The following is a 22,149-nucleotide window of genomic DNA, read 5'->3' on the forward strand; positions in this document are numbered from 1 at the left end:
GTACATCTCTTCGGTGAACATGGCTAATGGGGTTAGCTTGACCTTGATTACATTAAAAGAACTATTCACGCCCCAAAGTTCTGCCTTTACGGGGGTAGCGTTGCAAACATCTGTACAGTATAGACCTCCCCCCGCGCTGAATTCAAAGCAATGCCAAAGCCAAAACGGGTAAATCCAGGATCGAGGAGATTTTGACAATGGCCATCACTGTACATCCAGTCTTTTTAGCAGCGCTCAATAAGCTTATAGTTGAGCACCAATCCGGGGGTGCCGTTCTGCTTCGTAATATTTTCACCCACGCCGCCACGCCCCCCTAGGGCAATAAACCGATCCATTGGCGATCGCCCCTCCGGAGTGGTATGGCTAAAGTATCGGCGTTTGAGCATGTCTTCGGCATGGCGTTGTGCTGTCTGTGTCAGTAACTCATCAGCAACAAGGGGCGGCAATCCCTTGAGCTGGCGATCGCGATTCACCAATTGCAGGGCAAAGCCCCGTATTTCAGCAAGGGAGCGTTTTGGCTGAGCAGCAATTATATCCACCTGTGGGGCACCGATTTGCCAGTCTTGCCCCCCTGAACCGTTATCGAGGTGCACAGACCTCTTGGCCACTGCAAAAGCAATGCCCAGTGTTAATGCAACATACAAAAAGGATTGTAAGTGCTGTTGATTGAGCCAACGGCCGCTCATGGCTGAGAAGCGTTTCTACCTAGTCCCAGTGTACGCGAGCAAGTGCGGAATCCACTACATTGCCGTGTATTGCCCTGAGCTTGTTCTCCAGAGTATTGTGAACAGTGACTTGAACTCTGCCCAGTTTGCAGTTCCTCAATGATCACCTCCAAGAAGTTACTAAAGGATAGCCACCCATGGCAAAATTAGTCGCATTTCATGAAGAATCTCGGCGATCGCTCGAACGTGGAATTAACGCCGTTGCCGATGCCGTGAGAATTACCCTTGGCCCCAAAGGGCGGAATGTGGTGCTTGAGAAAAAGTACGGTGCACCGCAGATTGTCAACGATGGGGTAACGATCGCCAAGGAAATTGAACTGGAAGATGCCTACGAAAATACCGGTGCCCAACTGATTCGGGAAGTGGCCGCTAAAACCAATGATGTTGTCGGGGATGGCACCACCACTGCCACCCTCCTTGCCCAAGCCCTGATCCGCGAAGGCCTGAAAAACGTGGCTGCCGGTGCTAACCCCATTGCCCTCAAGCGCGGCATGGAAAAAGCGATTAAAGCAGTTGTTGAGGGGATTGCTGAAGTCGCCAAACCCGTCGAAGGGGACATGATTGCCCAGGTGGCAACTGTCTCCGCCGGTAATGACCCAGAAGTGGGAGCCATGATCGGTGAAGCCATGGCCAAGGTGGGCAAAGATGGCGTGATCACCATTGAAGAGTCCAAATCCCTGAATACAGAAATGGAAATTGTCGAGGGGATGCAGTTTGATCGCGGCTACATTTCCCCCTACTTTGTCACCGATGCGGAGCGGATGATTGTCCAACTCAACAATGCCTATCTACTCCTGACGGACAAAAAAATTACTAGCATCCAAGACCTGATTCCCACGTTGGAAAGAGTTGCCCGCAGTGGTCGTCCTCTCGTGATCATTGCCGAAGATGTCGAAGGAGAAGCTCTCGCCACCCTAGTGGTGAACAAACTGCGGGGCGTCCTCAATGTTGTTGCCGTCAAAGCTCCCGCCTTTGGCGAACGGCGTAAAGCAATGCTCCAAGACATTGCCATTCTCACGGGCGGTCAAGTCATTTCCGAGGAAGTGGGTCTAACCCTAGAGGATGTGGAAATCACCATGCTAGGGGAAGCTTCCTCCGTCACCGTGACCAAAGACACGACCACCCTTGTGTCGGAGAAGGGCAATAAAGCCGATATTCAAAAGCGCGTTGAGCAGCTCAAGAAGCAGTTGGCAGAGACCGACTCCGAATACGACAAAGAAAAGCTACAAGAGCGGATTGCCAAGCTCGTAGGTGGCGTGGCGGTGATCAAAGTGGGTGCCGCTACCGAAACGGAACTGAAGGATCGCAAGCTGCGCTTTGAAGATGCCCTCAATGCAACAAAAGCAGCAGTGGCTGAAGGGATTGTGCCCGGCGGGGGTGTGACGTTACTGCACTTGGCCAATCGCATTGATGCCCTGCTTCCTACCCTCAGTCCTGAGGAACAAACGGGGGCACGCATTGTCGCCAGTGCCTTGGCCGCACCAGTGGCGCAAATTGCGGATAATGCCGGTGTCGAGGGAGCCGTTGTCGTGGAAAATGTCCGCGCCGGTAACTTTAACTATGGCTTCAATGCCGCAACCGGCACCTACGAGGATCTGGTCAGTGCAGGGATTATTGACCCGGCTAAGGTGGTTCGCTCGGCTCTACAAAATGCCGGTTCGATCGCCGGCATGGTACTGACGACGGAAGCCCTTGTGGTCGAAAAACCGCAACCTAAACCCGCAGCCCCCGCCGGTGGCGGTATGGGGGACATATGATGTAGGCTCACTGTCCTAATCGTTTGCTATTTCCTCTCCTCCTCATCGAACGGGGGGGAGAGTTTTTTATTGCTGTCTAAAATTTCAGGGCATTCTGCGTCACTTGGGCGATCGCCTGATCGGTGGCCTTGGGCAAATGGTAGTACTTGCCCCCCGCCCGCTGCGCCAATTCCTTGCCCATCCCCGTGGAGACGAACTTATTCTCGGTGTCAATCACCAAGAGCTTCAGACCCAAAGCCCGAATTTTAGCGGCAATTTCCAGAACCTCGGCTTTGACATCGGGCTTGGCCTCCGGCGGCATCGTCTCCCCCAGGGAACGGCTCAAGGGGACATTCCCCCGCCCATCGGTAATGGCCACAATCATCACTTGACCAATTTCACCGCTTTGCCGGGCATTTAGACCCACCCGCACCGCTTGGGTCAGGCCATGGGCCAGGGGGGAACCACCCCCACAGGGCAAGGTTTCAAGGCGCCGCCGCGCTGCTTCAATGGAGCGGGTTGGGGGCAAGAGCACCTCCGCTTGCTCACCTCGAAAGGGAATGAGCGCCACCATATCGCGGTTTTGATAGGCTTGGGTCAGGAGGCGAAGCACTGCTCCTTTAGCAGAGTTCATGCGGTTCAATGCCATGGAGCCGGAGGCATCAACCACAAAAATAATCAGGGCACCCGCTTTGCGCACTAAGCGTTTAATCCGCAGATCACTGTTTTCGACAATGACGCGGCGCTGCGGTTGACGCAACCGCCGGGATTTTTGGTAGGGAGCCGCACTCCGCAATGTTGCATCCACAGCAATGCGGCCTCCCCGTCCGCGGGGCAAAATAGGGCGGATATAGCGACCGCGGTCTTGGGAATAAATCAGGCTGCGGCTCCCTGATTTCCCTTGACGTTGGGTCAGTTGGGCAAAGTAGAGTACCGATTCATCCAAGACCGTGCCATCGGCTTCAAAGACAAATTCCTCAGGAATGGGGGGCGTCTCCTGCTGTTCTTGCGGTGGGGTCTCTGGTTCATCGGGTTCTTCTTCAGGCTCAGATTGCTTGCTTTCTGGGGGAGGCGGTGGCGGCGGGGGCGGCTGATCCGGCGGCGGTTCGAGCTGAGTGGCGCGCGGCACGATGACCAGCTCAACGGCACGGCGCAGGTCTTCGGCATTCACTTCACTACGACCATTGAGAGCGGCGTGGGCTTTGGCTACCCGCACGGCAAAGAGTTCTGCGCGATGGCCTTGTACTCCTGCGCGCAGGGCTTCGGTGACCAGATAGGCAATTTGCTGCCGTTGAATTTTTACCTCCTTGAGCCACTCCCGTGCCAGAATGATTTGGGTGCGCAGATCCTCAAGCTCGGCATTGTACTGCTGCAAAAAGGCTTGGGGCGAATCGGCAAATCGGGTGGCATGATCCACCGCCGTGAGCCGCTCATCTAAGCCCAAAACGGTATCTGCCGAGAGGGCGATCGCAAACCGATCCAGCAGATGGGGCGGCACTTCCCCCTCATCGGGGTTAAACGTGGCAATTAAGAGGGGACGACAGGGGTGATCCAGGCTAATCCCCTCCCGTTCAATTTGATTGCGCCCGGCACTGAGCACCGCCATCAACACATTGGCCAGTTGCTCATCCAAAAGATTAATTTCATCCACATAGAGCACGCCGCGGTGGGCGGCAGCTAGGAGGCCGGGCTGAAACACCGCTTCGCCCCGCTGCACCGATTGACTCACATCCACGGCTCCCAAGAGGCGATCCTCCGTGACGCCCAAGGGAATTTGCACAAAGGGGGCGGGAACGACTTTGGTGGTCAACTCCACATCGGGATGATTTTGGCGCCAAGCCAGCAGGCGGCTATCCCACTCTTGGGGGCGTTCCGGATCGGGGTTGGCAATGATTGGAACTGGAATCTCCCCCTGATCAATGACTTCAATGGGGGGTAAGAGGGCATGAATTCCCCGCGCAAGGACGGATTTAGCCGTACCGCGGCGACCGCCGATAATTACTCCCCCCAAACCGGGGTCAACAGCAGCCAACAGCAGTGCCAGTTTAATGGCCTCTTGACCGACAACGGCAGTGATGGGAAAGGGGGCGATCGCGAGCGTCATTGAATCCCTATTGCAACTAGGTAAACAGCAGTTATCATTCCCATCTTAGCGAGGGGAGGAAACGCTTTCCCGCTTCTTTTGCTAGAGTAGAGTCACAAAGCCACAGGGAAGCCTATCAATGAAATACTTTGGCCAGGCAACTGCTGCTGTGACCCTGTTGATCCTAACCCCTCTGGCGGCTCTAGCCCGTCCCCTTGCCTGTCGCCCCTATGAGCGCACCTTTGTGGCCACGGAGACCCGTAACTACTAGGTGAATATCTGTGGGGGAATCGCCGCGGCTACTATATGGCACGACACACGCAGAATGCCCGCCTATCAGTTGGCTGCCCCTGCGGGATTGGAGTTCTCAAGGGGACTATTTTGAGGCCCTCAATGGTGACTACATGTATCTATTGACCAAAACACCGCGAGGTCTTGATCGTAACTCGTGGTACCCGTGAGCTGCTGCGCAAACCTGTTTTGGAGCCGTGGTCAGAAAAGGAACCCAATTCGTTAAAATGAGTTTTTGTTAGTTGAGGCGGCTCTATGGCAGAAGAGATTTTCAATACTGCGGTAATTACGTTTACGCTGGTTCTAGTTGGTTTAGGTACAGGGTACCTGCTGCTGCGCTTGACGCCTGAAGATTAAACACCAACCGTGCCCCTAGCCGGCAAAGAGGACAAGCCAGAGGGGCAATAAAGGAATTAAGGCAAAGAGACTGGTCAAAATTAAGCCGGCGGCAAAGGCGCGGTCTAAGTGATACACATCCGCTAGGATCAGTGTCATAAAGGCGGGGGGCATCCCTGCTTGCAGCACGATTCCTAGGCGCGGCGGCCCTGTGACCCCGATTGCGGTTAATCCTACCCCCAGCAGGAGCGGCACCAACAGCATCTTGATGGTGAGAGAGGGAATAATCCATTGCCACTGCAGCTTAAGGCGTGCTTCCCCAAGGCAGATGCCCATATAGATAAGCCCAGTGATCACCATTAACCAGGCCAAGGTCAACAGTCCCTGTTGGGCGATCGCCGGTAGGGGATGTTGTCGCAGGAGCAGTCCGATGCCCACGCACCAGAGTGTGGGATTACGGCCAATGTGCCACAGCAGTTTGGAGCCGGAAATCGAGCGATCGCTAAAGCTGGCCGCTACCCCAATGCCGGCACTATAGGAAATGAGGAGCGTTCCCATCAGATCAAAAAACAATGCCCAGCTAAAGTAATCCTGCCCCAGCAGTCGCCACGTAATCGGAAAGCCAATAAAGCCCGTGTTGCCCACCATGGTTGCCAACAGAAAACTGCCCTGCCCTTGGCGAGTCTGAACGGGATATTGCTGCAACCACAGCCAAGCCAAGCCAACGCCAATCCCCATCCCTAGCCACGCCAACAGGGGCGCCAACGCACTGAACTGCGTCATTGGGGTGGTGACAATAAAACTAAATGCCGTCAGCGGTGTTCCTACCCAAAACAGTCCTTGAGCCAACCAAGCTGCCGTTTTCGCCGGTAAAAAGCGGCTGCTGCCGTAGCCAATCCCCATACACAGCAAGACAAGCCCATACAGCTCAGCAAGGGTCGGCAGGAGGGCAAAGAGACTCTTCACGGTGAACTGAGCAATAAACAGAAGCCATAGGGAGCCATCCCTAGCGTATCCCTTGTTACAGTTACAAGTAAGTAGGGTCAAGCCCAGCAAGCAGCCCCCTACAGTCGTAGGCAGAGGTATAGTGTTTTACGAAATCCCATGGAGAAGCAAATGAAACGGGTTTGGGGCTGGTTAGGACTTGTCCTCCTGCTGTGGGGACTGTGGACAGCGCCGAGTTGGGCGGGGTTACAAGACGATCACTATGATGGCAATATCTTTGCCCTCTATGCCGGCAATGGCGCCCTGGTGCCGCCGAAAGTCAGCCTAGAGAAATCCCTTCAGAGCGATCGCGCCACACTGCTGCTGTTTTATGTGAACGATAGCCGCGATTGCAAGCAGTTTGCCTCAACTATCTCTCAGCTACAGGGGTACTATGGTCGCGTCACGGATTTTATCGCCATCAATGTGGATGCCCTGCCCTATGGCGCGCAGTTCTCCCCCAATGAAGCGGGCTACTACTACAAAGGCCGGGTGCCGCAAACACTGATTTTCGATCGCCAAGGGCAATTGCGGCAGGAGTTTATGGGTGTGGTGCCCTTTGAAACCCTCGATGACACATTTCGGGAAGTCTTTGATCTGCTCCCGCGATCGCAATCTCTAGAACTGCGGCCTCGCCCTGTGAATGAAATCAACGTGGAACTGGTTCCCCCGCCACCTGCCAAAGGGAAGAATCTGGCCAACGAAACGGTACAGTAAAAGTGAGCTTTGCAGCGAGGTAAAACATGGAGTTACCCACACTACAGGAACGTTTAGCAACTGTTTTGGCCAAGCGGGAGAGCCTGAAAAAGCTCTTGGAACTGCCCGACAGTGGCACCCTGAGGATTGACATTGAATCCGCCCTTGCGGAACTGGAGGAGCTAATTAGCGACTTCAGGCGTACGTTTCCTGACCTCAACATTCCTGCCCAGGAGGTTCGTGATGGTGGAGATGACTAGCCGTTGGGTCAAGGTGGTCAACGGGGATCTGTTGATTGATGCCTACTTGGCGGAGCCGGTGACCCCCGGTCGTTATCCAGCAGTGATTGTCTTTCAGGAAATTTTTGGTGTCAACGCCCATATCCGCGACGTGACCGAACGCATTGCCCGCGAGGGTTATGTGGCGATCGCCCCTGCGCTATACCAACGTTTTGCCCCCGGCTTTGAAACAGGCTACACCGCTGCTGATATTGACTTGGGGCGACAGTACAAAAACCAAACAAAAGCCGCAGAACTCCTCAGTGATACCCAAGCCACCATTGCCTATCTGCGGAGCCTCGAAAATGTAGATGGGGATGCCATTGGGACGATTGGCTTTTGTTTTGGCGGTCATGTGGCCTATCTGGTGGCTCAGTTGCCGGATATTAAAGCCACGGCCTCCTTCTACGGTGCGGGCATTACCACCATGACGCCGGGCGGTGGCCCCCCTACCCTTGAAATCACCCCTAAAATTCGCGGCACGCTCTATGCTTTCTTTGGCGATCGCGACCAAAGTATTCCCATGGAGCAAGTGAAGGAAATTGAAACGGCGCTGCGTCGCCACGGCATTCGCCACCACATTTTCATCTATCCAGCAGATCATGGCTTCTTCTGCGATCAGCGGGACAGTTACGATGCAGCAGCCGCGCAGGATGCTTGGCAGCGGGTGAAAGAACTGTTCGACACCACTCTGCGCCAGCAGCATTGAGAATTACCGCCCTTTTTACAGGGATCGAACCCCTTCAATGATGGGGACGCCAAGATGAGAGGGAATCCCAGCCTTCTCATACACTCCCTGTTTTAGCGAAGAACGGTATCATCTCATCTTTACAGAACCTTACAGAACGTTAATTTGCCCCCCTTTGACCAATGGATTGAATACAAGGGGCTATATTAAAAGTAGATTTGTGCGTCCCATGGGCTTAAGAATACCAAGGGCAATTTTGAAATTCTTTTATTCAAAGCTACTCCATCTCCGCTGTCGCTATCTATGACTCCTCCTACCCACAAAGTCCTGCTGAGGCAGAGTGCCCTTGTTCTGAAGCAGTGTAAAAAAGCGCTTAGCGAAGGGGATATGGCTGTCCTTCAGCAGCAGGCACGCATTTTGCAAGTGGCGGCAATGGCGTCACGGCAAACGCTGATCGAGGCAGAAGCACGCCTTTTAGAGCAGGCAGCCCGGCAAAATCAACCCCGACGGGCAAGAGAAATTTTAATGAAAATTAAAGAGTACCTGGTTGCCTTGGCAGGAGATCGGCGTGATTTTGATACTGTGCCAAGTGTAGTAGCAGAGGCGGAGGAACCTGCAAAGAAGGCTCCCTTTGGCCAGCCCCCCCATGATGACAACTATACGAAACGCTTGGGAAACTATCTGGTTGAGGCTGAGTTGGTAACGCCGGCCCAAATTGAAGTCGCTTTAGCCGATCAGCGAGCAACCGGGGCACGGCTGGGGGATATTTTGGTGGCACGGGGATGGCTGCGTAAGGGCACAATTGAGTTCATCATGGAGCGAGTGGTGTTGCCGGAGCGCCGTCGTCAGGCGTCAGAAGCTTCCTCTTCTGGACCGGATGCTGCGCCGATTCAGTCCCAGTCCTCTAAAACACTGCCGCCGAGTGGAAGCTCAGTGAATGACCGCGCAACCCTTATTGACAGCAACTATTTAGATTCTCTGTAGGGATATCCCCTGTGGCGATCGCATATTCCCAAAGAGCCTTAGAACGGGGCGATCGCGCTTTGCGCTGTAGCCCTTTTTTGCCAGCTCTGTTTCAGACAATGCAGCAGCGGAGTGTGGCACTTTTAGAAATTGTCGGGGAGGCGGGTCTGAAATCTGGATTTACGCGATCGCCCTTGCCCGCGCTCCTTGCCGAAGCCGAGTTGGACTGGTTAATTCGCGTCGGTTTACTGCGCCGCGAAGTGGACGGCCAAGGCCTGACCGATCGCTATCGCCTCACCCCTTTGGGGCAGCAGTTGATTCAACGCTACAGCCAACCCACTTGGTCGGCCTCTTGGGGCGATCGCTGGCGCAATCAACTCAGCCGCTGGTGGGGAATGTAACGGTTCTGTAACGACCTGTAACGCATCGGTGATTTCCGCTACCATGCTCTATGAGTGCCGTTAGCAAGAGCGAGACGCAGCTTTTTATGGTCAATACCGTCGCTAAACCTGAGTTTGAAGAACTGCGGCCGGGCATCAAAGCCCCCGCCAAGGAAACCATCCTCACGCCCCGCTTCTACACCACCGACTTTGAAGCGATGGCCAACATGGACATTACGGAAAATAAAGCAGAACTTGAGGCCATCCTTGAGGAATTCCGCTGCGACTACAACCGCCATCACTTTGTGCGGGATGAAGAATTTGAACAGTCCTGGGATCATATTGATGGTGAAACCCGCCGACTATTTATTGAATTTCTGGAGCGCTCCTGCACGGCGGAGTTTTCTGGCTTTCTCCTTTACAAAGAACTGAGTCGCAAGCTCAAGGATCGCAACCCCCTACTGGCGGAGTGCTTTGCCTTGATGTCTCGCGATGAAGCTCGCCACGCCGGGTTCCTCAACAAAGCCATGTCTGACTTCAATCTGTCACTGGATCTCGGCTTTTTGACACAGCACCGCAGCTACACCTACTTTGAACCCGAATTCATCTTCTACGCCACCTACCTCTCCGAGAAAATCGGTTACTGGCGCTACATTACAATTTACCGCCATCTGGAAAAGCACCCCGAACATCGGATTTACCCCATCTTCCGCTTTTTTGAAAACTGGTGCCAAGACGAAAACCGCCACGGTGACTTCTTTGATGCGGTGATGCGTGCCCAACCGCAAATGCTGGATCGCCCGCGCACCTTTTGGCAAAAGATTAAGGAAATCCCTCTGTCCTTCTCTGGGAAGAAATGGGCACGCTACTTCTTAGTCTGCTGGGTGCCACCAAAACTCTGGTGTCGCTTTTTCCTACTGTCGGTGTTTGCCACGATGTACCTCAACGATGTGCAGCGGGCGAAGTTCTATGCCGCCATTGGCTTGGATGCCCGTGAATACGATCGTGAGGTGATTGCCAAAACCAATGAAACCGCAGGCCGTGTTTTCCCGGTGATTCTCGATGTGGATCATCCGGAATTTTATGAGCGCCTAGAGCGGTGCGTCGAAAATAATGCCAAGCTTACAGAAATTAGCAAACAAAATGGCAGCTTCCTGAGGAAACTTCCCCTCTATCTCTCGAATGTGTGGCAGATGATCAAGTTATTCTTGATCCCCGCCAAGGAACCCCCAGCAGTTGCAGTGCGTTAATTGTCGCCACGACATAGAAATACAGGGATCGCCAGGGGTTGCGTCTGCGGACGTAACCTTTTTTTATTCTTCCTAAAATTGATGTCTGTACTATTACGGAGTATTGCGGGAGTATGAAAAGAATCTAAAAGCACTTTTGAGTACTGGGGATCGCTAAAACTTGCTCTCTAAGCTTCTTTGCTCCTGTGATCGCTGAAAAATTTGCTGAGGCCGATTTCCTAGGATGGAAAGTAGAAAAAGATTTTACTTCGGAGTTGATCCCCGCGATGGACAGCCCAACCGTTACTCCCACAACTTGTCGCTTTTGCCGCTTCTACCATTCTGAGGGGCGGCGTGGTGGTACCTGTGAAAAACTAAATGTACCGGTGCGGGGATTTTGGCGGGCCTGTCCTTTGGTGGCAGCCATTCCTTTGCACCCGACGAAGGAGCCTGCGATCGCTACAACAACACCATCAACGGCAGCAAGCGCAGTTAGGGCGTCCGTATTTTTCTTTCAGGATGATCTCGAAGCCATTGAGTAACCTCCGCAAGGGTCGGTTGACCTGCGATCGCCCCCGGTTTTGTCGTAACCAAGGCACCCACGACCGTGGCAAATTCTAAACAAGCAGTCTGCCATTGGGGGTCACGGTAGTTTTCTAGGTCGCCCTGCAATAGTTGAGCAATCCAACCCGCAACAAAGCCATCCCCGGCACCGGTGGTATCCACAACGGGCATGGAGGGGGGCTGGAGTTCCCCTTGATTTCCGTGCCAGCAGTAGCGAATGGCTTGATCTCCATCGGTAATGACCACTGCGTGGTCAGGTGCAATGCCCCAAAGGGCGCGATAGACAAGTTGGGGATCGCCGGTGGAGAACAAGAATTCCGACTCCTCTTTGGCAAGTTTCAGAAAATGAGCTTGGGCAAGAAAAGGACGAATACGTTCAGGAGCAGAACTTGGATCAGGCCAAAAAATCGGTCGCCAATTGGCATCAATGAGAATAAAGGCACCTTTTTGCCGCAGTTGCTGCACGAGATGCTGAATCGTGGTGGCGGTGGGTTCGCCGGCAAGTCCGAGCGTCCCAGTGACGAAAAATCGTGCCCCGGCCAGTAATGAGGACGAAAGCCGCTCCCCAGTGAATCGCATATCCGCAAAGACAGAAGCTTCCGCCGGTGCAAACCCGACAAACTGGCGATCGCCCCCCACCAGTTGAACCCGCACTTGCCGCGTTGGCACGCCGGCTACCCGCTCTACCGCTTCGATATTGACACCCAACGCAGCCAATTCGGCACAGGCCTGCTCTCCTAGGGCGTCCGCCCCCACTGCTCCCAAAAAAGCGGCACTGACCCCCAACTTCACCAACCCGCAGGCGACATTGGCAGGGGCACCCCCTAGAAAACATTGGCGGGGATTGGGGGGCACCTCTAAACAGTCAAAGAGAACCTCGCCAGCACAAAGGACAGTGGGTTGAGACATTAGCTAATGCTTTGCTATAGGGCAATTTAGTTTTTTCTATTGATCCCTAGCCTAGCGATCACAAGGGGAGTGTGTCAAAATGGTAGCGATTCCAAGAGCGAGGAACCCCGCAACTGTGTTTGTTCTCAGTGGTTACGAATATTTTCTTGGCTTTTTGATTATCTGTGGTCTGGTGCCAGTCCTGGCTCTGGGCCTCTCTGCGCTATTGCGCCCTAAATCGGGTCGCATGATTCGCTTGACCACCTATGAATCGGGAATGGAACCCATTGGTGGCGCATGGATTCAGTTTAATGTGCGCTACTACATGTTTGCCCTTGTCTTTGTCATTTTTGATGTAGAGACCGTCTTTTTGTATCCTTGGGCGGTGGCCTTCCATCAGTTGGGTCTACTGGCTTTTATTGAAGCTTTGATCTTCATTGCCATTCTGATCGTGGCCTTGGTTTATGCGTGGCGCAAACGTGCCCTTGAATGGTCTTGAGTAAGTTTGGAGCAGTAAACATGAGTGACACCCCCGCAGTCTCTACCCCTGAGGTCGCCATTGTTGAAGCAGGGCCTGTCTGCCGCTTCTTGCAGTCGCAAAACCTGAGCGTGGAATCCCTCGGTACCGACGCCTCTGGTGTGGAAATGATCAAGGTGGATCGCGATCGCCTACTGGCGGTGTGCCAAGCCCTCTATGCCGATGGCTTTAATTACCTCCGCTGCCAAGCCGCCTATGATTCTGGTCCCGGCCAAGACTTGGTGAGCACATACCACTTGGTCAAGCTCACAGATAACGCCGATCGCCCCCCCGAAGTGCGGCTCAAAGTCTTTGTTCCCCGTGACGATGCCCGCGTGCCTTCGGTCTATTGGATCTGGAAAACCGCCGACTGGCAGGAGCGCGAATCCTACGATATGTTTGGCATTGTCTATGAAGGGCACCCCAATTTGAAGCGTATCCTCATGCCTGAAGATTGGGTAGGTTGGCCGCTGCGCAAAGACTACATTACCCCCGACTTCTACGAGTTGCAAGAAGCCTACTAACCCCCTTGGCTCCCGCTGATGCTGCCTATTGGTACAGTTGGTCCCAGATACCCGGCCTCGGCCCTGTGTTGCTCAAGCGCCTGTGGCAGCACTTTGGAGATTTGAAAACTGCTTGGGAAGCTCCTTTAGCAGCTCTCGGAGAAGTGGAAGGTATCGGTGCCAAGCTCCAGGGGGCGATCGCCCACTACCGTCAGCAGTGTCACCCTGCGGCTCTTTATGAGCAGCACTGCCGGCAAAACCCTCACCACTGGGTGCTCAGCGACCCCCGTTACCCCTCTCTGCTGCGGGAGATTCCAGACCCGCCCCCCTTGCTCTACTATGGCGGTGCCCGCCTTTTGGAAATTCTGAGCCAACCTGCACCGACCGTGGCAATTGTCGGCACCCGCGATCCTTCAGAATATGCGCAGCGTTGGGCGCACAAGCTGGGGTACGCCCTTGGGCAGGCGGGGTTTACTGTTGTTTCGGGCATGGCGGCAGGCATTGATGGAGCGGCTCATCGGGGCTGTCTGGAAGCCGGCGGTGCCACCCTAGCCGTCTTAGCCACCGGTGTAGATATGATCTACCCAGCGGAGAATCGCCCACTGTACTACCAAATTCGTGAACGGGGCGGTTTCTTGAGCGAGTATCCCAAGGGAGTGGGAGCCGATCGCCCCCAATTTCCTCGCCGCAATCGGATTATTGCAGGGCTGTGCCGCGCAGTGATTATTGCTGAAGCCCCCTACAAATCCGGTGCCCTCATTACTGCTCGCTATGCTGCCGAGTATGGCCGCGATGTCTATGTGCTGCCGGGGCATTTGGATAACCACCGCGCCAAAGGCGCCCTGAGCCTGGTCAATCAAGGCGCACAGATCATCTTGGGAGAAGAAGCCCTCCTCGAACAGTTGGGGCATACTCCCCCCCTTGATCCAAGACCATTTTCAGCCCCATCCCCACCGCTCTCGGTGCCCCAGCAACAGATTCTGCAGGCAATTCAATACCTGAGCCAAGGCAGCAATAGTGTTGCTTTTGATAACATTGTGCAGCAGGTGGCTTTAGATACCAGTACCGTGATGGCAGAACTCGTGCACTTGGAGCTAATGGGCTGGGTTGAGCAACTGCCGGGAAATCGCTATCGCCAAACGGGACGCTAAAGCTTACTCAAAAAACGATTGCTGGGAGATGCCAATGATGAGTTTCCAGAAGCTGCAACATCCCCGCGAAGCCCAAGATCGGCTAATTTTAGAGCGACTTCTCCAAGAGGGCATCAGTGATTACAATTTGGCAGAGTTAGGACGCCTGCTCATTCGCTACGATGGCTTTCCGGGCGCTGAAACGAATAAAAAACTCATGGCCGAACTCTTGGAAAAATGGCACCTCACGGAGGAGGAACTCTTTGAGCGCACCCGTGCTATCCATGCCCGCGGCGGTATTTACAAGGTGGGCAGCAATAAGCGGGAAGACTGGAGCTAAATTCCTTTGCCATAGAGACGATCCAAGGTACGAAAGTCCTTTTCTACTTCTTGCCAGAGGGTGCGATTCTCCGGGTCGGCTTTTAGGGCACGATGTAGGTATTCCCGCGCGGCTTGCGGCTGGCGATCGCGAATGAGTTGCCGCGCCCAGCACTGATAGGTGATGGCTTGCCACTGGCGTACTTCGGCATCTTGGGGCAACCGACTGGCCAACCCTTCCACGAGGGAAATAGCCCGTTGATAGCAGCGATATTTGAGAAATTCCTGCAGTTGGCGATAGCTGGCATGTTTTAGTTGAATCTCAAAGGCAGAGAGGGGCGGGGAGGTCTGCGGTGGGCAAGATTGGGCTTCTGATTGAAGGGGGGGGACTCGCAAGGTGGGCAGGACGCGCACCAGTTTTTCGTAGGCTTGGTGCAGAAGAATGAACTTTTCATGGGCAGTGCGATCGCCGGGGTTGACATCGGGATGATAGCGTCGTGCTAAGCGTCGGTAGGCGGATTTCACTTGCGCTAAGGACGCTCCTTGTGGCAACTCTAGAACGCGATAGCACTCTTCTAAATTCATTCCCCAGGGCACAACATGAGGTCTGCTTTGCATTGTCGGATGTTCCCTTTGGTTCTGCAACCAATGTCCTACGCTGGAATCAAGTAAAACATGAGGAGTCGAGCCAGCGTGGAGTCAGCGCACATTTTAGGGACACGAATTGATGTCACCACCTACGGCCAAGCCTGTGATCTCATGGCTGAGTGGATCCGTCAAGGCAAGGGGGGCTATGTGGTGGCGGCCAATGTGCATGTGGTAATGACGGGGGTGTGGCGATCGCCCTTCCAGCGGGTAGTTAATGGTGCCCAATTGGTGACCGCCGATGGCATGCCCTTGGTCTGGGGCTTGCGGCTTTTAGGTTTTCCGAGAGCAGAACGGGTCTATGGTCCTGATTTGATGCTGGCGTTGTGCGATCGCGCCCAGCAGAAAGGCTGGCGTATTTTTCTCTATGGTAGTAAACCCCTAGTCTTGGAGCGCCTGCAACAGCATCTGAGAAAACGCTTCCCCACTATCCAGTTGGTGGGTGCCTACGCACCGCCTTTTCGTCCCTTGACCCCTGCGGAGGAGGCCAGCGATCGCCGGCGCATCCTTGACAGTGGCGCGGATTTGGTCTTTGTCAGCCTTGGCTGTCCCAAACAGGAGGAGTGGATGGCTCGCCAACGTCCTTTTCTGCCGATTGTCTTGGTGGGTGTGGGAGCGGCCTTTGACTTTCACAGTGGCGTTGTGGCTCAAGCGCCTCGCTGGATGATGGCAATCGGTCTAGAGTGGCTCTTTCGACTCCTTCAGGAACCCCGCCGCCTCTGGCAACGCTATCTGATTAACAATCCCGCATTTATTGTGCTTTTTGCGGCTCAACTCCTGCGCCACCGGCTAGGCCGACGGCAAGCCAAGAGAGTGTCCTAGGGTTTGCAGAGGAGAGCGCCCCACCTGTTGCTGTGCCCACCGAAGGCTTTGCTGCAATCGAGCCACCAAAGGCAGGGATTTTGTTTGGGGAGCCGTCTCAAAGTAATGGATCAAACTTAACCCACTCAAGCGCAACACATAGGCTGCCGTTGCTCCCTGTAAACAACTCCCTGCCAGATAGGTGAGGGAATTGCCCTTGAGCCACTGCCCCAGGGATTGTGTGCCCAGTTCCACAGCCCCCAACTGAACCATTAGCCGCAATAGCTCCTTGGCAAGGGGTTCGGCATCGGCCAAGTAAAAGGAGCGTTGGTAGATTTGCCCCAACTCCCAAGTGAGGCGCACCAACAGCCCTCCGGCCATGACGAGATCCAGAAGAGGGAGAGGATTCACCGCTGTTGCCGTTGCTGCCAGCCATTGGTAGCGTTCAATGATCGGGGTAGCCCGTTCTTGGCGATAGTGGTTGAGGGCGGCTTGAGCCTGTTGATGGAGCTGTTGGGCACGGCGATAGGTGCCGGCTAAGACAAGATTCGTGCGTTCTTTGGTGAGACAGTGCACCAATGCAGCGGTGAGGGCTTGGGGATTATGGGGTACAAAGGGAATCAGCTGTTCTTGATTAATCTGGAGTTGTTGAAGTTGCTGCTGCAAATGTACTGCTACGCGATCGCAAAGCGCGCCCTTCGGGCGATCGCGCTCCTGCACCATTTCTGGATACCACACCACAAAAACGTGATAATGGCCTGCCTGCAACACCCGCAACATCTCAAACTCACTGGCGTTGAGGGCACCTGTTACCGTCAAAAGCACTAAGTCTGCTTGGGGTACCGTTGCCAATGTTTGCTGCTGAAGCGTACAGCTATCCAAAGGGAGTGTAGCGACAGTATGGTAAACCTGATTGACAACATAAGCGGATTGCCCGAGGACACACACCTCAACCGCTGGGGAATCTAGGCGCTGCTGTAAGTGGCTGTAGGTTGCTTGCAAAGAGGCTTGGCGCTCTATGGGAAGTTCCTGCAAAAGGCTCCGGGTATCTGCCAGTTGCTTTTCTAGTAATTGAGGATGCAGAGTAGGCCGCGGGGCTTTGACTTCCGTAGGAGCGGGCGATCGCCGCCAGTACCAATAGCCCAACCCTAGACCAAGAATTAGTAGCCATCCCCAAGGATAGTCATTCACCCAGCCACTCAGGAACAACAAAATGATGGCAGCAGCAATAGCCATGGCCTTTACCCCAGCAAGAACCTCTGTGTGTTAGCTTACCCTGACTTGTGAGCGGCACTCAAACTTCCAAAGCGTAAGGGGAGACAACTCGGATTTTGCGCCCGACTTTCCAAAAATGCAAGCACCTCCGGCCTGAAATGGTCTCTCAGTTGTGTATGTTCAAAACTAGTCTCTTGACTCCGTTTGAGAGTCTTTAGTTAAATCTAACGGAGGCTTAAATTCCAGAGCAAGCAGAGCTAGGCTAAAAACTTTACAACCGTCAAACAGTCAAGTACCCGCGGTGCTTGAATCAGAAAAGTATTGGCCGTCTCAGTTGTTGGGGATAAGAACAACACCTCTGTCGCGGAACTAATACCTATCAGCAAACCTGCTCGATCCCCCCTTCAATTTGGGGATAAGTATTGCAAAAGCTTTCTCCAGTGAGAAGATTCTTGGGCAAAAAAATTGTGGTGCAGCCCCATATCCCCTACTTGATTCGACAGAGGAAGCAAGGTGGAGAAAGAGGTCTGTCCCACGCATTTGTAATTTAGGCAGCGCGTTTGACCAAGGAGCGAATGACGTTGTCTTTCATCATCAAGAGGCGAGAGGCTTGCAACAGTAGCTCACGAGCTTCCTGAAGACTCATGGTACTCACTTGCTCCTCCATGACCCGCATTTGAAACTCCTGTTCAAAGCTGAGGTCAACATTCAATTCAGGGAAGCGTTGCTCCATAGAACCTACTCCTTACTCCATGCTATCGGGCATACGTGTTAAAAAATATAACAAACACATTGACAAAGTTGCCACTCAATGAATATCACTCGTGCAAAGGATAAAATGTTCACCATGAACGATTTACTAAATTCTTGATCGGTTTCACAGACGAGACCTGATAGACTGAGCTAAAACTCAAGTTCGATGGTGAGGACGGCAAGATGCGGTTGGCAGATGTGGCCGAACGGTTTGGGGCGACCCTCGACCCTCCAGAGCAGGGCGATCGCCCGGTGTTGGGGGTGGCGCCCCTAGAAACAGCAACGGCAACGGACATCTCTTTTTTGGCCAATCCAAAGTACGCCGCCCTGCTGCAAACCACAGAAGCGGCGGCTGTGTTTGTCCGCCCAGATTTTCAAGGGCAGGCCACTTGTCCCCTGCTGCGGGTGCCCCACCCTTACCTTGCCTTTGCCCAATGTATTGAATGGTTTTATCCGCAAGCCAAACCCGCTGCCAAAATTCACCCGACGGCAATTCTGGGTGCCGATGTCGTCTTGGGAGCTGAGGTGACCATTGGAGCCTACACCGTAATTGGCGATCGCGTGCGCATTGGCGATCGCACAGTCATTGATAGTCATTGCACGCTCTACGACGATGTCGTGGTTGGCGCCGATTGCCGTATCTATAGCCACTGTGTCCTGCGGGAGCGGGTACGCTTGGGCGATCGCGTTATCCTGCAAAACAGTGTCGTCCTAGGCAGTGATGGTTTTGGCTACGTCCCCCTGCCCGATGGTCGCCACTATAAAATTCCCCAAGTGGGCACTGTGGTCATTGGCAATGATGTGGAAATTGGGGCCGGCACCACGATTGATCGTGCCACCCTCGGAGAGACGACAGTGGCCGACGGCACGAAAATTGACAACTTGACAATGGTGGCTCACAACTGCACCATTGGTGAAAATTCGATTCTCTGTGCCCAAGTGGGCTTAGCGGGTTCGACTCGCATTGGCAATCAGGTTGTCCTGGCTGGACAGGTGGGGGTAGCAGGCCATTTGACGATTGGCGATCGCACCGTTGTCTCCGCTAAATCTGGCATCATTAGCTCTGTACCGCCAGATAGTCGCATGGGCGGCATTCCGGCAATGGATCAGACCCTTTACCTGAAAGCCTCTGCTGCCCTGCGGCAATTGCCACAGTTACTCAAGCGGGTTCGCAAACTGGAAGCACAGGTGGGGGAGTAACATAGATACTCTAGCTACCCTCTATAGTGGAATTAAAGGCTAGCGTTGCTTTTTTAGCATTCATCATCGGGTGAGGGGCAATGGGTCACATGAATCAGCGACACTAAGCTTATGACTCCTCCGGCGGCCATTCGATTACTGCCCAGTGATCAAGAACTCTTCCAAGCGCTCCTTGGCTACCATGAACTAACGACCAAGGCAGAAAAACAGACGGCCTTACTTTCTTTGCTCCAGCGCGATCGCGCCCAAGTTATTGTCAAAAGCATTGCCCAAACCGTTTTTCCCCAAACTGCCTTTAACTATGCCCTCTGGATGCTCAACCATGACCTGGTGACCCTGGACTGGCTCTACGACATCACCTATCGCATTTCGACCCAAGGCTGCCAAGAAACAATTGATCTGCGTTTGCTCTACAGCAGTCTCGAACACCTCAGTCCGGGAGATGCAGCCATTGTCTTGGGTCAAACCGATGCTGCTCTGAAAGCTATTCGCCTCGATGATTTGGACTTACCCGCCTTGATTACCCAATTGGAGCCGGGAGTGGCCATTAGCCTCCTCTCGTGGTTTGTCACATTCAAGAAAATCATGACGGTGGATCTAGAATACATCAGCCAAATTGTCCAGAAGGTAAAGCCGGCTGCCGCACCCGCGCAAGAGACTCAAGAGACCACTGAGAGTCACTCCCAGCCCCTCGTGCCTGAACCCCACATCATTGAGCTGACCCTCGAAGACAAATTGCTGGAGCTAAATTTGCAATTGGGGGGCACAGAAACAGAGATCTTGCCCAAGGTTTTAGATCGCTTTTTATTTCGGCGTACCCGCGACGATAAAGTGGTCTATCGTCCCAATACCCGTGTAGTCCGCCTCGCCTGCGTCGGCGAAGAACGCCGCGACATTCCCGTGCCGGTACGCAGTGCCAAAACATGGCCACCGGGGGTCTATGTGATCTATCGCGAGCAGGAGTCACTTCAACTAATGCGCTTGCCGGATAATGAGTTCTACGAAATTTTGCCCTTTGGGCCTGATCCCTATCTGCGCGCCGAAACAATCGCCCGGATGATTGAGGAAGGATCGCGCTAGCTATAAACGGGCAGTGTGAAGTGAAAGCAACTGCCTTTTCCCGGTTGAGAGTCCACCCAAATCTGGCCGTAGTGCATACGAATAATCTGACGGCAAAGGGCAAGTCCAATCCCATAGCCCTCAATGGTGCGATCGCGATCAAGGCGAACCGTTTCACCAAAAATTTTCTCTTGCTGCTCAATGGGAATCCCTGGCCCAGTGTCACAGACGGTAACTTGTACTTTTTGAGTCATGCGGTGAAACGCACTCAGGTGAATTTTGCCCCCTTCGGGAGTATATTTACAGGCATTGTCCAATAGGTTGACAAGCACCTGACGAATGCGATCGCCATCGCCATAGACCAAGGGCAAATCCAAGGGAATATCAGTGGTAAAGTGCTGCTTTTTACGTTCAAAATTTAGGCGCACCTCCTCAGCCGTTTCTTGGCACAGTTGGCGCAGATCCAATTGCCGTGCCATAATCTGGAGTTTATCTTGGGGGCCGCGTGCCGCCAGCAGTAAATCCGTAATCAACTGTCCCATCACTTGGGTTTGACTGCGGGCATGGTGAAACAGGCGTTGGATGTCTTCGGAATGGAGCTGCTGTGCGGTCTCCTCCTGCAAATTGGACTCTAGGGTTTCAAGGGCAATGCCAACAGCCGTGAGGGGGTTGCGCAACTCATGGGCCAACAAGCCAATAATCCGATCCTTGAACTGCAGTTGTTCAGCCAAGCGATCGCGCTCTTGGCGCAGCTGAAACAGCTCATCCTTGAGGCGGCTTAATTCCATGGAGCAATCCGACTGCTCCGCTGCCGACTTTTGCATATCCGCCTGCAGACCAAGAGCCACTTCCCGCTGCCAGCGGGGCCACCAATAGTCCACCTTTTGCAGTAGCTTGCGGCCGGCGAGGGTTTGACGCGGTTCAGGACGGACTTTGATCAGGGCAGGGGTAGCAACCAGCTTGTACTCCTCAAGGAGGTAGGGTTGCTCACCAATGGGCACTACTTTTAACTCAAAGCCAAAGTTCGAGGGCAGTTGTTGGATGTGAGCCTGAATGGCGGCGGTTTCCTCTTCATCGCCCGGACGATTGGCAACAAACAGGAGCAAACTGAGCGGCGGTGTCGTTTCTTGGGTAGAACTGGCATCCGCAGACGCTTTCATTGAATCACCGGCGAGTATTCTCAAGGGCAATGGATTGCGCTCCCTGTGCCGAAAACACTAGAGAGCAATCAAAAGGTTAACTAAATGTTAGCGGATTCTCCCTCGCAACCCAACTTAAGATGGCTGGCCATCTCGTCGTCCAAGTTCGTAGATTGCACCACCGATGGTTGCCATGAGGCCTAAGCTCAAGGCCCAACTTTGCCCCAATCCTAGGCTACAGAGAATAAAGCAACCTGTACCCACCAGAATAAAGGGAATAAGCCCCACCATCCCTGCCCAGAATTCGGCACTTTGGTTTGCTTCACCCCCCAGCCACGTCACTAAACGCTGCATCAGGGCTTGCCCCGTGGGATAAAACCCCCAGTAGAGGGCGATCGCCCACAGACCAGACCCTGCAATGGCAATGGGGGAAAGAGAAACTTGCTGCAAATTGGCAATCATAGGAGTCCTTGGAAGAGCTTGGGATCGAACATTTCGCGCAAAGCTAAGTAATAGGGTGTCAAGACACTTGTATCATGCCCAGCGGCACGATTTTCTATTTCTTTCCCCAAAAGGTGCACCATTTGAAACACCAGCTCCCATGTCACATTCAAGGAAGGATAGAGCATCAAACATAGGGGAAAGAGTTCCCGTTGTAAGGCTTCAAGGCTTTGCTCCAAAAGACAGACCCAGAGGTAGATTTGAAACATTTCCACATCGCGAATACTGGAAACACGCACACTGGGGTGGGTCAAAGGGCCACTAAAACAGCGGTGCTGGGGGTTGAGTTCGGCAACACGGTCACAAATAGCGGTGGCGATCGCTGTGCTCTGGGGCAATAGATGGCGCACTAAGGCTAGGGCAGGGGCATGGTAGTCGTAGTTGGCTGCTGCGTTGTAGGCACGGTGCAAGGGCATGTAGAGGTGGTCGTCAATCACCTTAAAGAAACTGCTGAGGATTGGGCGTTGGCTGGCTGGGGCAACTTCTAACAGCAACACTCCCGTGTGGTGAAACTGCATACTCACAAA

24 protein-coding genes and 2 pseudogenes are annotated in these 22,149 nt (G+C 53.8%); 16 read left to right on the plus strand and 10 right to left on the minus strand.

The window, feature by feature from the left end; translation table 11 throughout:
- Positions 1 to 86 precede the first annotated feature (86 nt).
- A pseudogene (locus Q0711_RS10145) lies at positions 87 to 686 on the minus strand (CAP domain-containing protein).
- 176 nt (positions 687 to 862) lie between these two features.
- On the opposite strand from Q0711_RS10145, the gene groL reads away from it, so the two are divergent.
- Entirely contained in the window at positions 863 to 2,482 is a 1,620-nt protein-coding gene (groL, locus tag Q0711_RS10150) for a chaperonin GroEL (RefSeq protein WP_298977528.1), read from the plus strand.
- A gap of 76 nt (positions 2,483 to 2,558) precedes the next feature.
- Here groL and bchD read toward each other — a convergent pair whose 3' ends face one another.
- Positions 2,559 to 4,565 carry a magnesium chelatase ATPase subunit D gene (gene bchD, locus Q0711_RS10155; RefSeq protein ID WP_298615625.1) on the minus strand — a complete coding sequence of 669 codons (2,007 nt, stop codon included), beginning with the start codon at positions 4,563 to 4,565 and terminating at the stop codon, positions 2,559 to 2,561.
- A 118-nt stretch (positions 4,566 to 4,683) separates the two neighbouring features.
- Between bchD and Q0711_RS10160 the strand changes: the two genes are divergently transcribed.
- Together Q0711_RS10160 and petM are read left to right on the plus strand one after the other, a co-directional pair.
- Entirely contained in the window at positions 4,684 to 4,815 is a 132-nt protein-coding gene (locus Q0711_RS10160; RefSeq protein WP_298615627.1) for a hypothetical protein, read from the plus strand.
- A 275-nt stretch (positions 4,816 to 5,090) separates the two neighbouring features.
- On the plus strand, positions 5,091 to 5,192 hold the full coding sequence (gene petM, locus Q0711_RS10165) for a cytochrome b6-f complex subunit PetM (protein ID WP_298615629.1): 102 nt from the start codon (positions 5,091 to 5,093) through the stop codon (positions 5,190 to 5,192).
- A gap of 15 nt (positions 5,193 to 5,207) precedes the next feature.
- Here the strand turns inward: petM and Q0711_RS10170 are convergent, their stop codons facing one another.
- Positions 5,208 to 6,137, minus strand: coding sequence for an AEC family transporter (locus Q0711_RS10170; RefSeq protein ID WP_298615632.1), 930 nt, complete (start codon positions 6,135 to 6,137; stop codon positions 5,208 to 5,210).
- Positions 6,138 to 6,287: 150 nt separating this feature from the next.
- Here Q0711_RS10170 and Q0711_RS10175 point away from each other — a divergent pair, with 150 nt between their 5' ends.
- From Q0711_RS10175 to acsF, 6 genes are all read left to right on the plus strand, one after another.
- On the plus strand, positions 6,288 to 6,872 hold the full coding sequence (locus Q0711_RS10175) for a thylakoid membrane photosystem I accumulation factor (RefSeq protein ID WP_298615634.1): 585 nt from the start codon (positions 6,288 to 6,290) through the stop codon (positions 6,870 to 6,872).
- 26 nt (positions 6,873 to 6,898) lie between these two features.
- Complete coding sequence (locus tag Q0711_RS10180) at positions 6,899 to 7,111, plus strand: hypothetical protein (RefSeq protein ID WP_298615636.1); 213 nt, start codon at positions 6,899 to 6,901, stop codon at positions 7,109 to 7,111.
- Entirely contained in the window at positions 7,098 to 7,838 is a 741-nt protein-coding gene (locus Q0711_RS10185) for a dienelactone hydrolase family protein (protein ID WP_366142509.1), read from the plus strand. Before Q0711_RS10180 ends, Q0711_RS10185 begins: the two co-directional genes overlap by 14 nt.
- A 366-nt stretch (positions 7,839 to 8,204) precedes the next feature.
- A complete protein-coding gene (locus Q0711_RS10190) occupies positions 8,205 to 8,801 on the plus strand; it encodes a hypothetical protein (protein ID WP_298615640.1) in 597 nt (198 codons plus the stop codon).
- Between the two features lie 11 nt (positions 8,802 to 8,812).
- Entirely contained in the window at positions 8,813 to 9,181 is a 369-nt protein-coding gene (locus tag Q0711_RS10195; protein WP_298615642.1) for an Npun_F0494 family protein, read from the plus strand.
- Between the two features lie 86 nt (positions 9,182 to 9,267).
- Positions 9,268 to 10,410, plus strand: coding sequence for a magnesium-protoporphyrin IX monomethyl ester (oxidative) cyclase (gene acsF / locus Q0711_RS10200; RefSeq protein ID WP_298615675.1), 1,143 nt, complete (start codon positions 9,268 to 9,270; stop codon positions 10,408 to 10,410).
- A gap of 471 nt (positions 10,411 to 10,881) precedes the next feature.
- On the opposite strand, the gene Q0711_RS10205 is transcribed toward acsF, so the two are convergent.
- Positions 10,882 to 11,862, minus strand: a complete 981-nt coding sequence (locus Q0711_RS10205; RefSeq protein ID WP_298615644.1) for a carbohydrate kinase — start codon at positions 11,860 to 11,862, stop codon at positions 10,882 to 10,884.
- A 115-nt stretch (positions 11,863 to 11,977) separates the two neighbouring features.
- On the opposite strand from Q0711_RS10205, the gene ndhC reads away from it, so the two are divergent.
- Genes ndhC through Q0711_RS10225 form a run of 4 tightly spaced genes read left to right on the plus strand, consistent with a single transcriptional unit; the run spans position 11,978 to position 14,331 of the window.
- Complete coding sequence (gene ndhC / locus Q0711_RS10210) at positions 11,978 to 12,340, plus strand: photosynthetic/respiratory NAD(P)H-quinone oxidoreductase subunit C (protein ID WP_297762375.1); 363 nt, start codon at positions 11,978 to 11,980, stop codon at positions 12,338 to 12,340.
- Positions 12,341 to 12,360: 20 nt separating this feature from the next.
- On the plus strand, positions 12,361 to 12,882 hold the full coding sequence (locus Q0711_RS10215) for an NAD(P)H-quinone oxidoreductase subunit J (protein ID WP_298615648.1): 522 nt from the start codon (positions 12,361 to 12,363) through the stop codon (positions 12,880 to 12,882).
- A 5-nt stretch (positions 12,883 to 12,887) separates the two neighbouring features.
- Complete coding sequence (gene dprA, locus Q0711_RS10220) at positions 12,888 to 14,012, plus strand: DNA-processing protein DprA (protein WP_298617299.1); 1,125 nt, start codon at positions 12,888 to 12,890, stop codon at positions 14,010 to 14,012.
- 34 nt (positions 14,013 to 14,046) lie between these two features.
- On the plus strand, positions 14,047 to 14,331 hold the full coding sequence (locus Q0711_RS10225) for a DUF3288 family protein (RefSeq protein ID WP_298615655.1): 285 nt from the start codon (positions 14,047 to 14,049) through the stop codon (positions 14,329 to 14,331).
- On the opposite strand, the gene Q0711_RS10230 is transcribed toward Q0711_RS10225, so the two are convergent.
- Entirely contained in the window at positions 14,328 to 14,927 is a 600-nt protein-coding gene (locus tag Q0711_RS10230) for a J domain-containing protein (protein WP_298615657.1), read from the minus strand. The genes Q0711_RS10225 and Q0711_RS10230 overlap by 4 nt on opposite strands.
- 75 nt (positions 14,928 to 15,002) lie before the next feature.
- Here Q0711_RS10230 and Q0711_RS10235 point away from each other — a divergent pair, with 75 nt between their 5' ends.
- Positions 15,003 to 15,776, plus strand: coding sequence for a WecB/TagA/CpsF family glycosyltransferase (locus Q0711_RS10235; RefSeq protein WP_298615660.1), 774 nt, complete (start codon positions 15,003 to 15,005; stop codon positions 15,774 to 15,776).
- On the opposite strand, the gene Q0711_RS10240 is transcribed toward Q0711_RS10235, so the two are convergent.
- Complete coding sequence (locus Q0711_RS10240; RefSeq protein WP_298615663.1) at positions 15,744 to 16,991, minus strand: YcjF family protein; 1,248 nt, start codon at positions 16,989 to 16,991, stop codon at positions 15,744 to 15,746. The genes Q0711_RS10235 and Q0711_RS10240 overlap by 33 nt on opposite strands.
- A 526-nt stretch (positions 16,992 to 17,517) precedes the next feature.
- Positions 17,518 to 17,703: an NblA/ycf18 family protein gene (locus Q0711_RS10245; RefSeq protein WP_297051737.1), complete on the minus strand. Its 186-nt coding sequence runs from the start codon at positions 17,701 to 17,703 to the stop codon at positions 17,518 to 17,520.
- A gap of 203 nt (positions 17,704 to 17,906) precedes the next feature.
- Here Q0711_RS10245 and lpxD point away from each other — a divergent pair, with 203 nt between their 5' ends.
- Both lpxD and Q0711_RS10255 read left to right on the plus strand, forming a co-directional pair.
- Positions 17,907 to 18,923, plus strand: a complete 1,017-nt coding sequence (lpxD, locus tag Q0711_RS10250; protein ID WP_298615665.1) for a UDP-3-O-(3-hydroxymyristoyl)glucosamine N-acyltransferase — start codon at positions 17,907 to 17,909, stop codon at positions 18,921 to 18,923.
- A gap of 111 nt (positions 18,924 to 19,034) precedes the next feature.
- Complete coding sequence (locus tag Q0711_RS10255) at positions 19,035 to 20,003, plus strand: hypothetical protein (protein ID WP_298615667.1); 969 nt, start codon at positions 19,035 to 19,037, stop codon at positions 20,001 to 20,003.
- On the opposite strand, the gene Q0711_RS10260 is transcribed toward Q0711_RS10255, so the two are convergent.
- From Q0711_RS10260 to Q0711_RS10270, 3 genes and pseudogenes are all read right to left on the minus strand, one after another.
- Entirely contained in the window at positions 20,000 to 21,142 is a 1,143-nt protein-coding gene (locus Q0711_RS10260) for a histidine kinase (protein WP_298615669.1), read from the minus strand. The two genes, Q0711_RS10255 and Q0711_RS10260, sit on opposite strands and share 4 nt — an antisense overlap.
- Positions 21,143 to 21,256: 114 nt before the next feature.
- Positions 21,257 to 21,583, minus strand: coding sequence for a hypothetical protein (locus tag Q0711_RS10265; protein ID WP_298615671.1), 327 nt, complete (start codon positions 21,581 to 21,583; stop codon positions 21,257 to 21,259).
- Positions 21,580 to 22,149: pseudogene (locus Q0711_RS10270) on the minus strand (hypothetical protein); the annotation flags it as partial. The pseudogene Q0711_RS10270 and the gene Q0711_RS10265, both read right to left, overlap by 4 nt.

The sequence above is a fragment of the uncultured Thermosynechococcus sp. genome (assembly GCF_937958135.1).
Taxonomy (GTDB): Bacteria; Cyanobacteriota; Cyanobacteriia; order Thermosynechococcales; family Thermosynechococcaceae; genus Thermosynechococcus.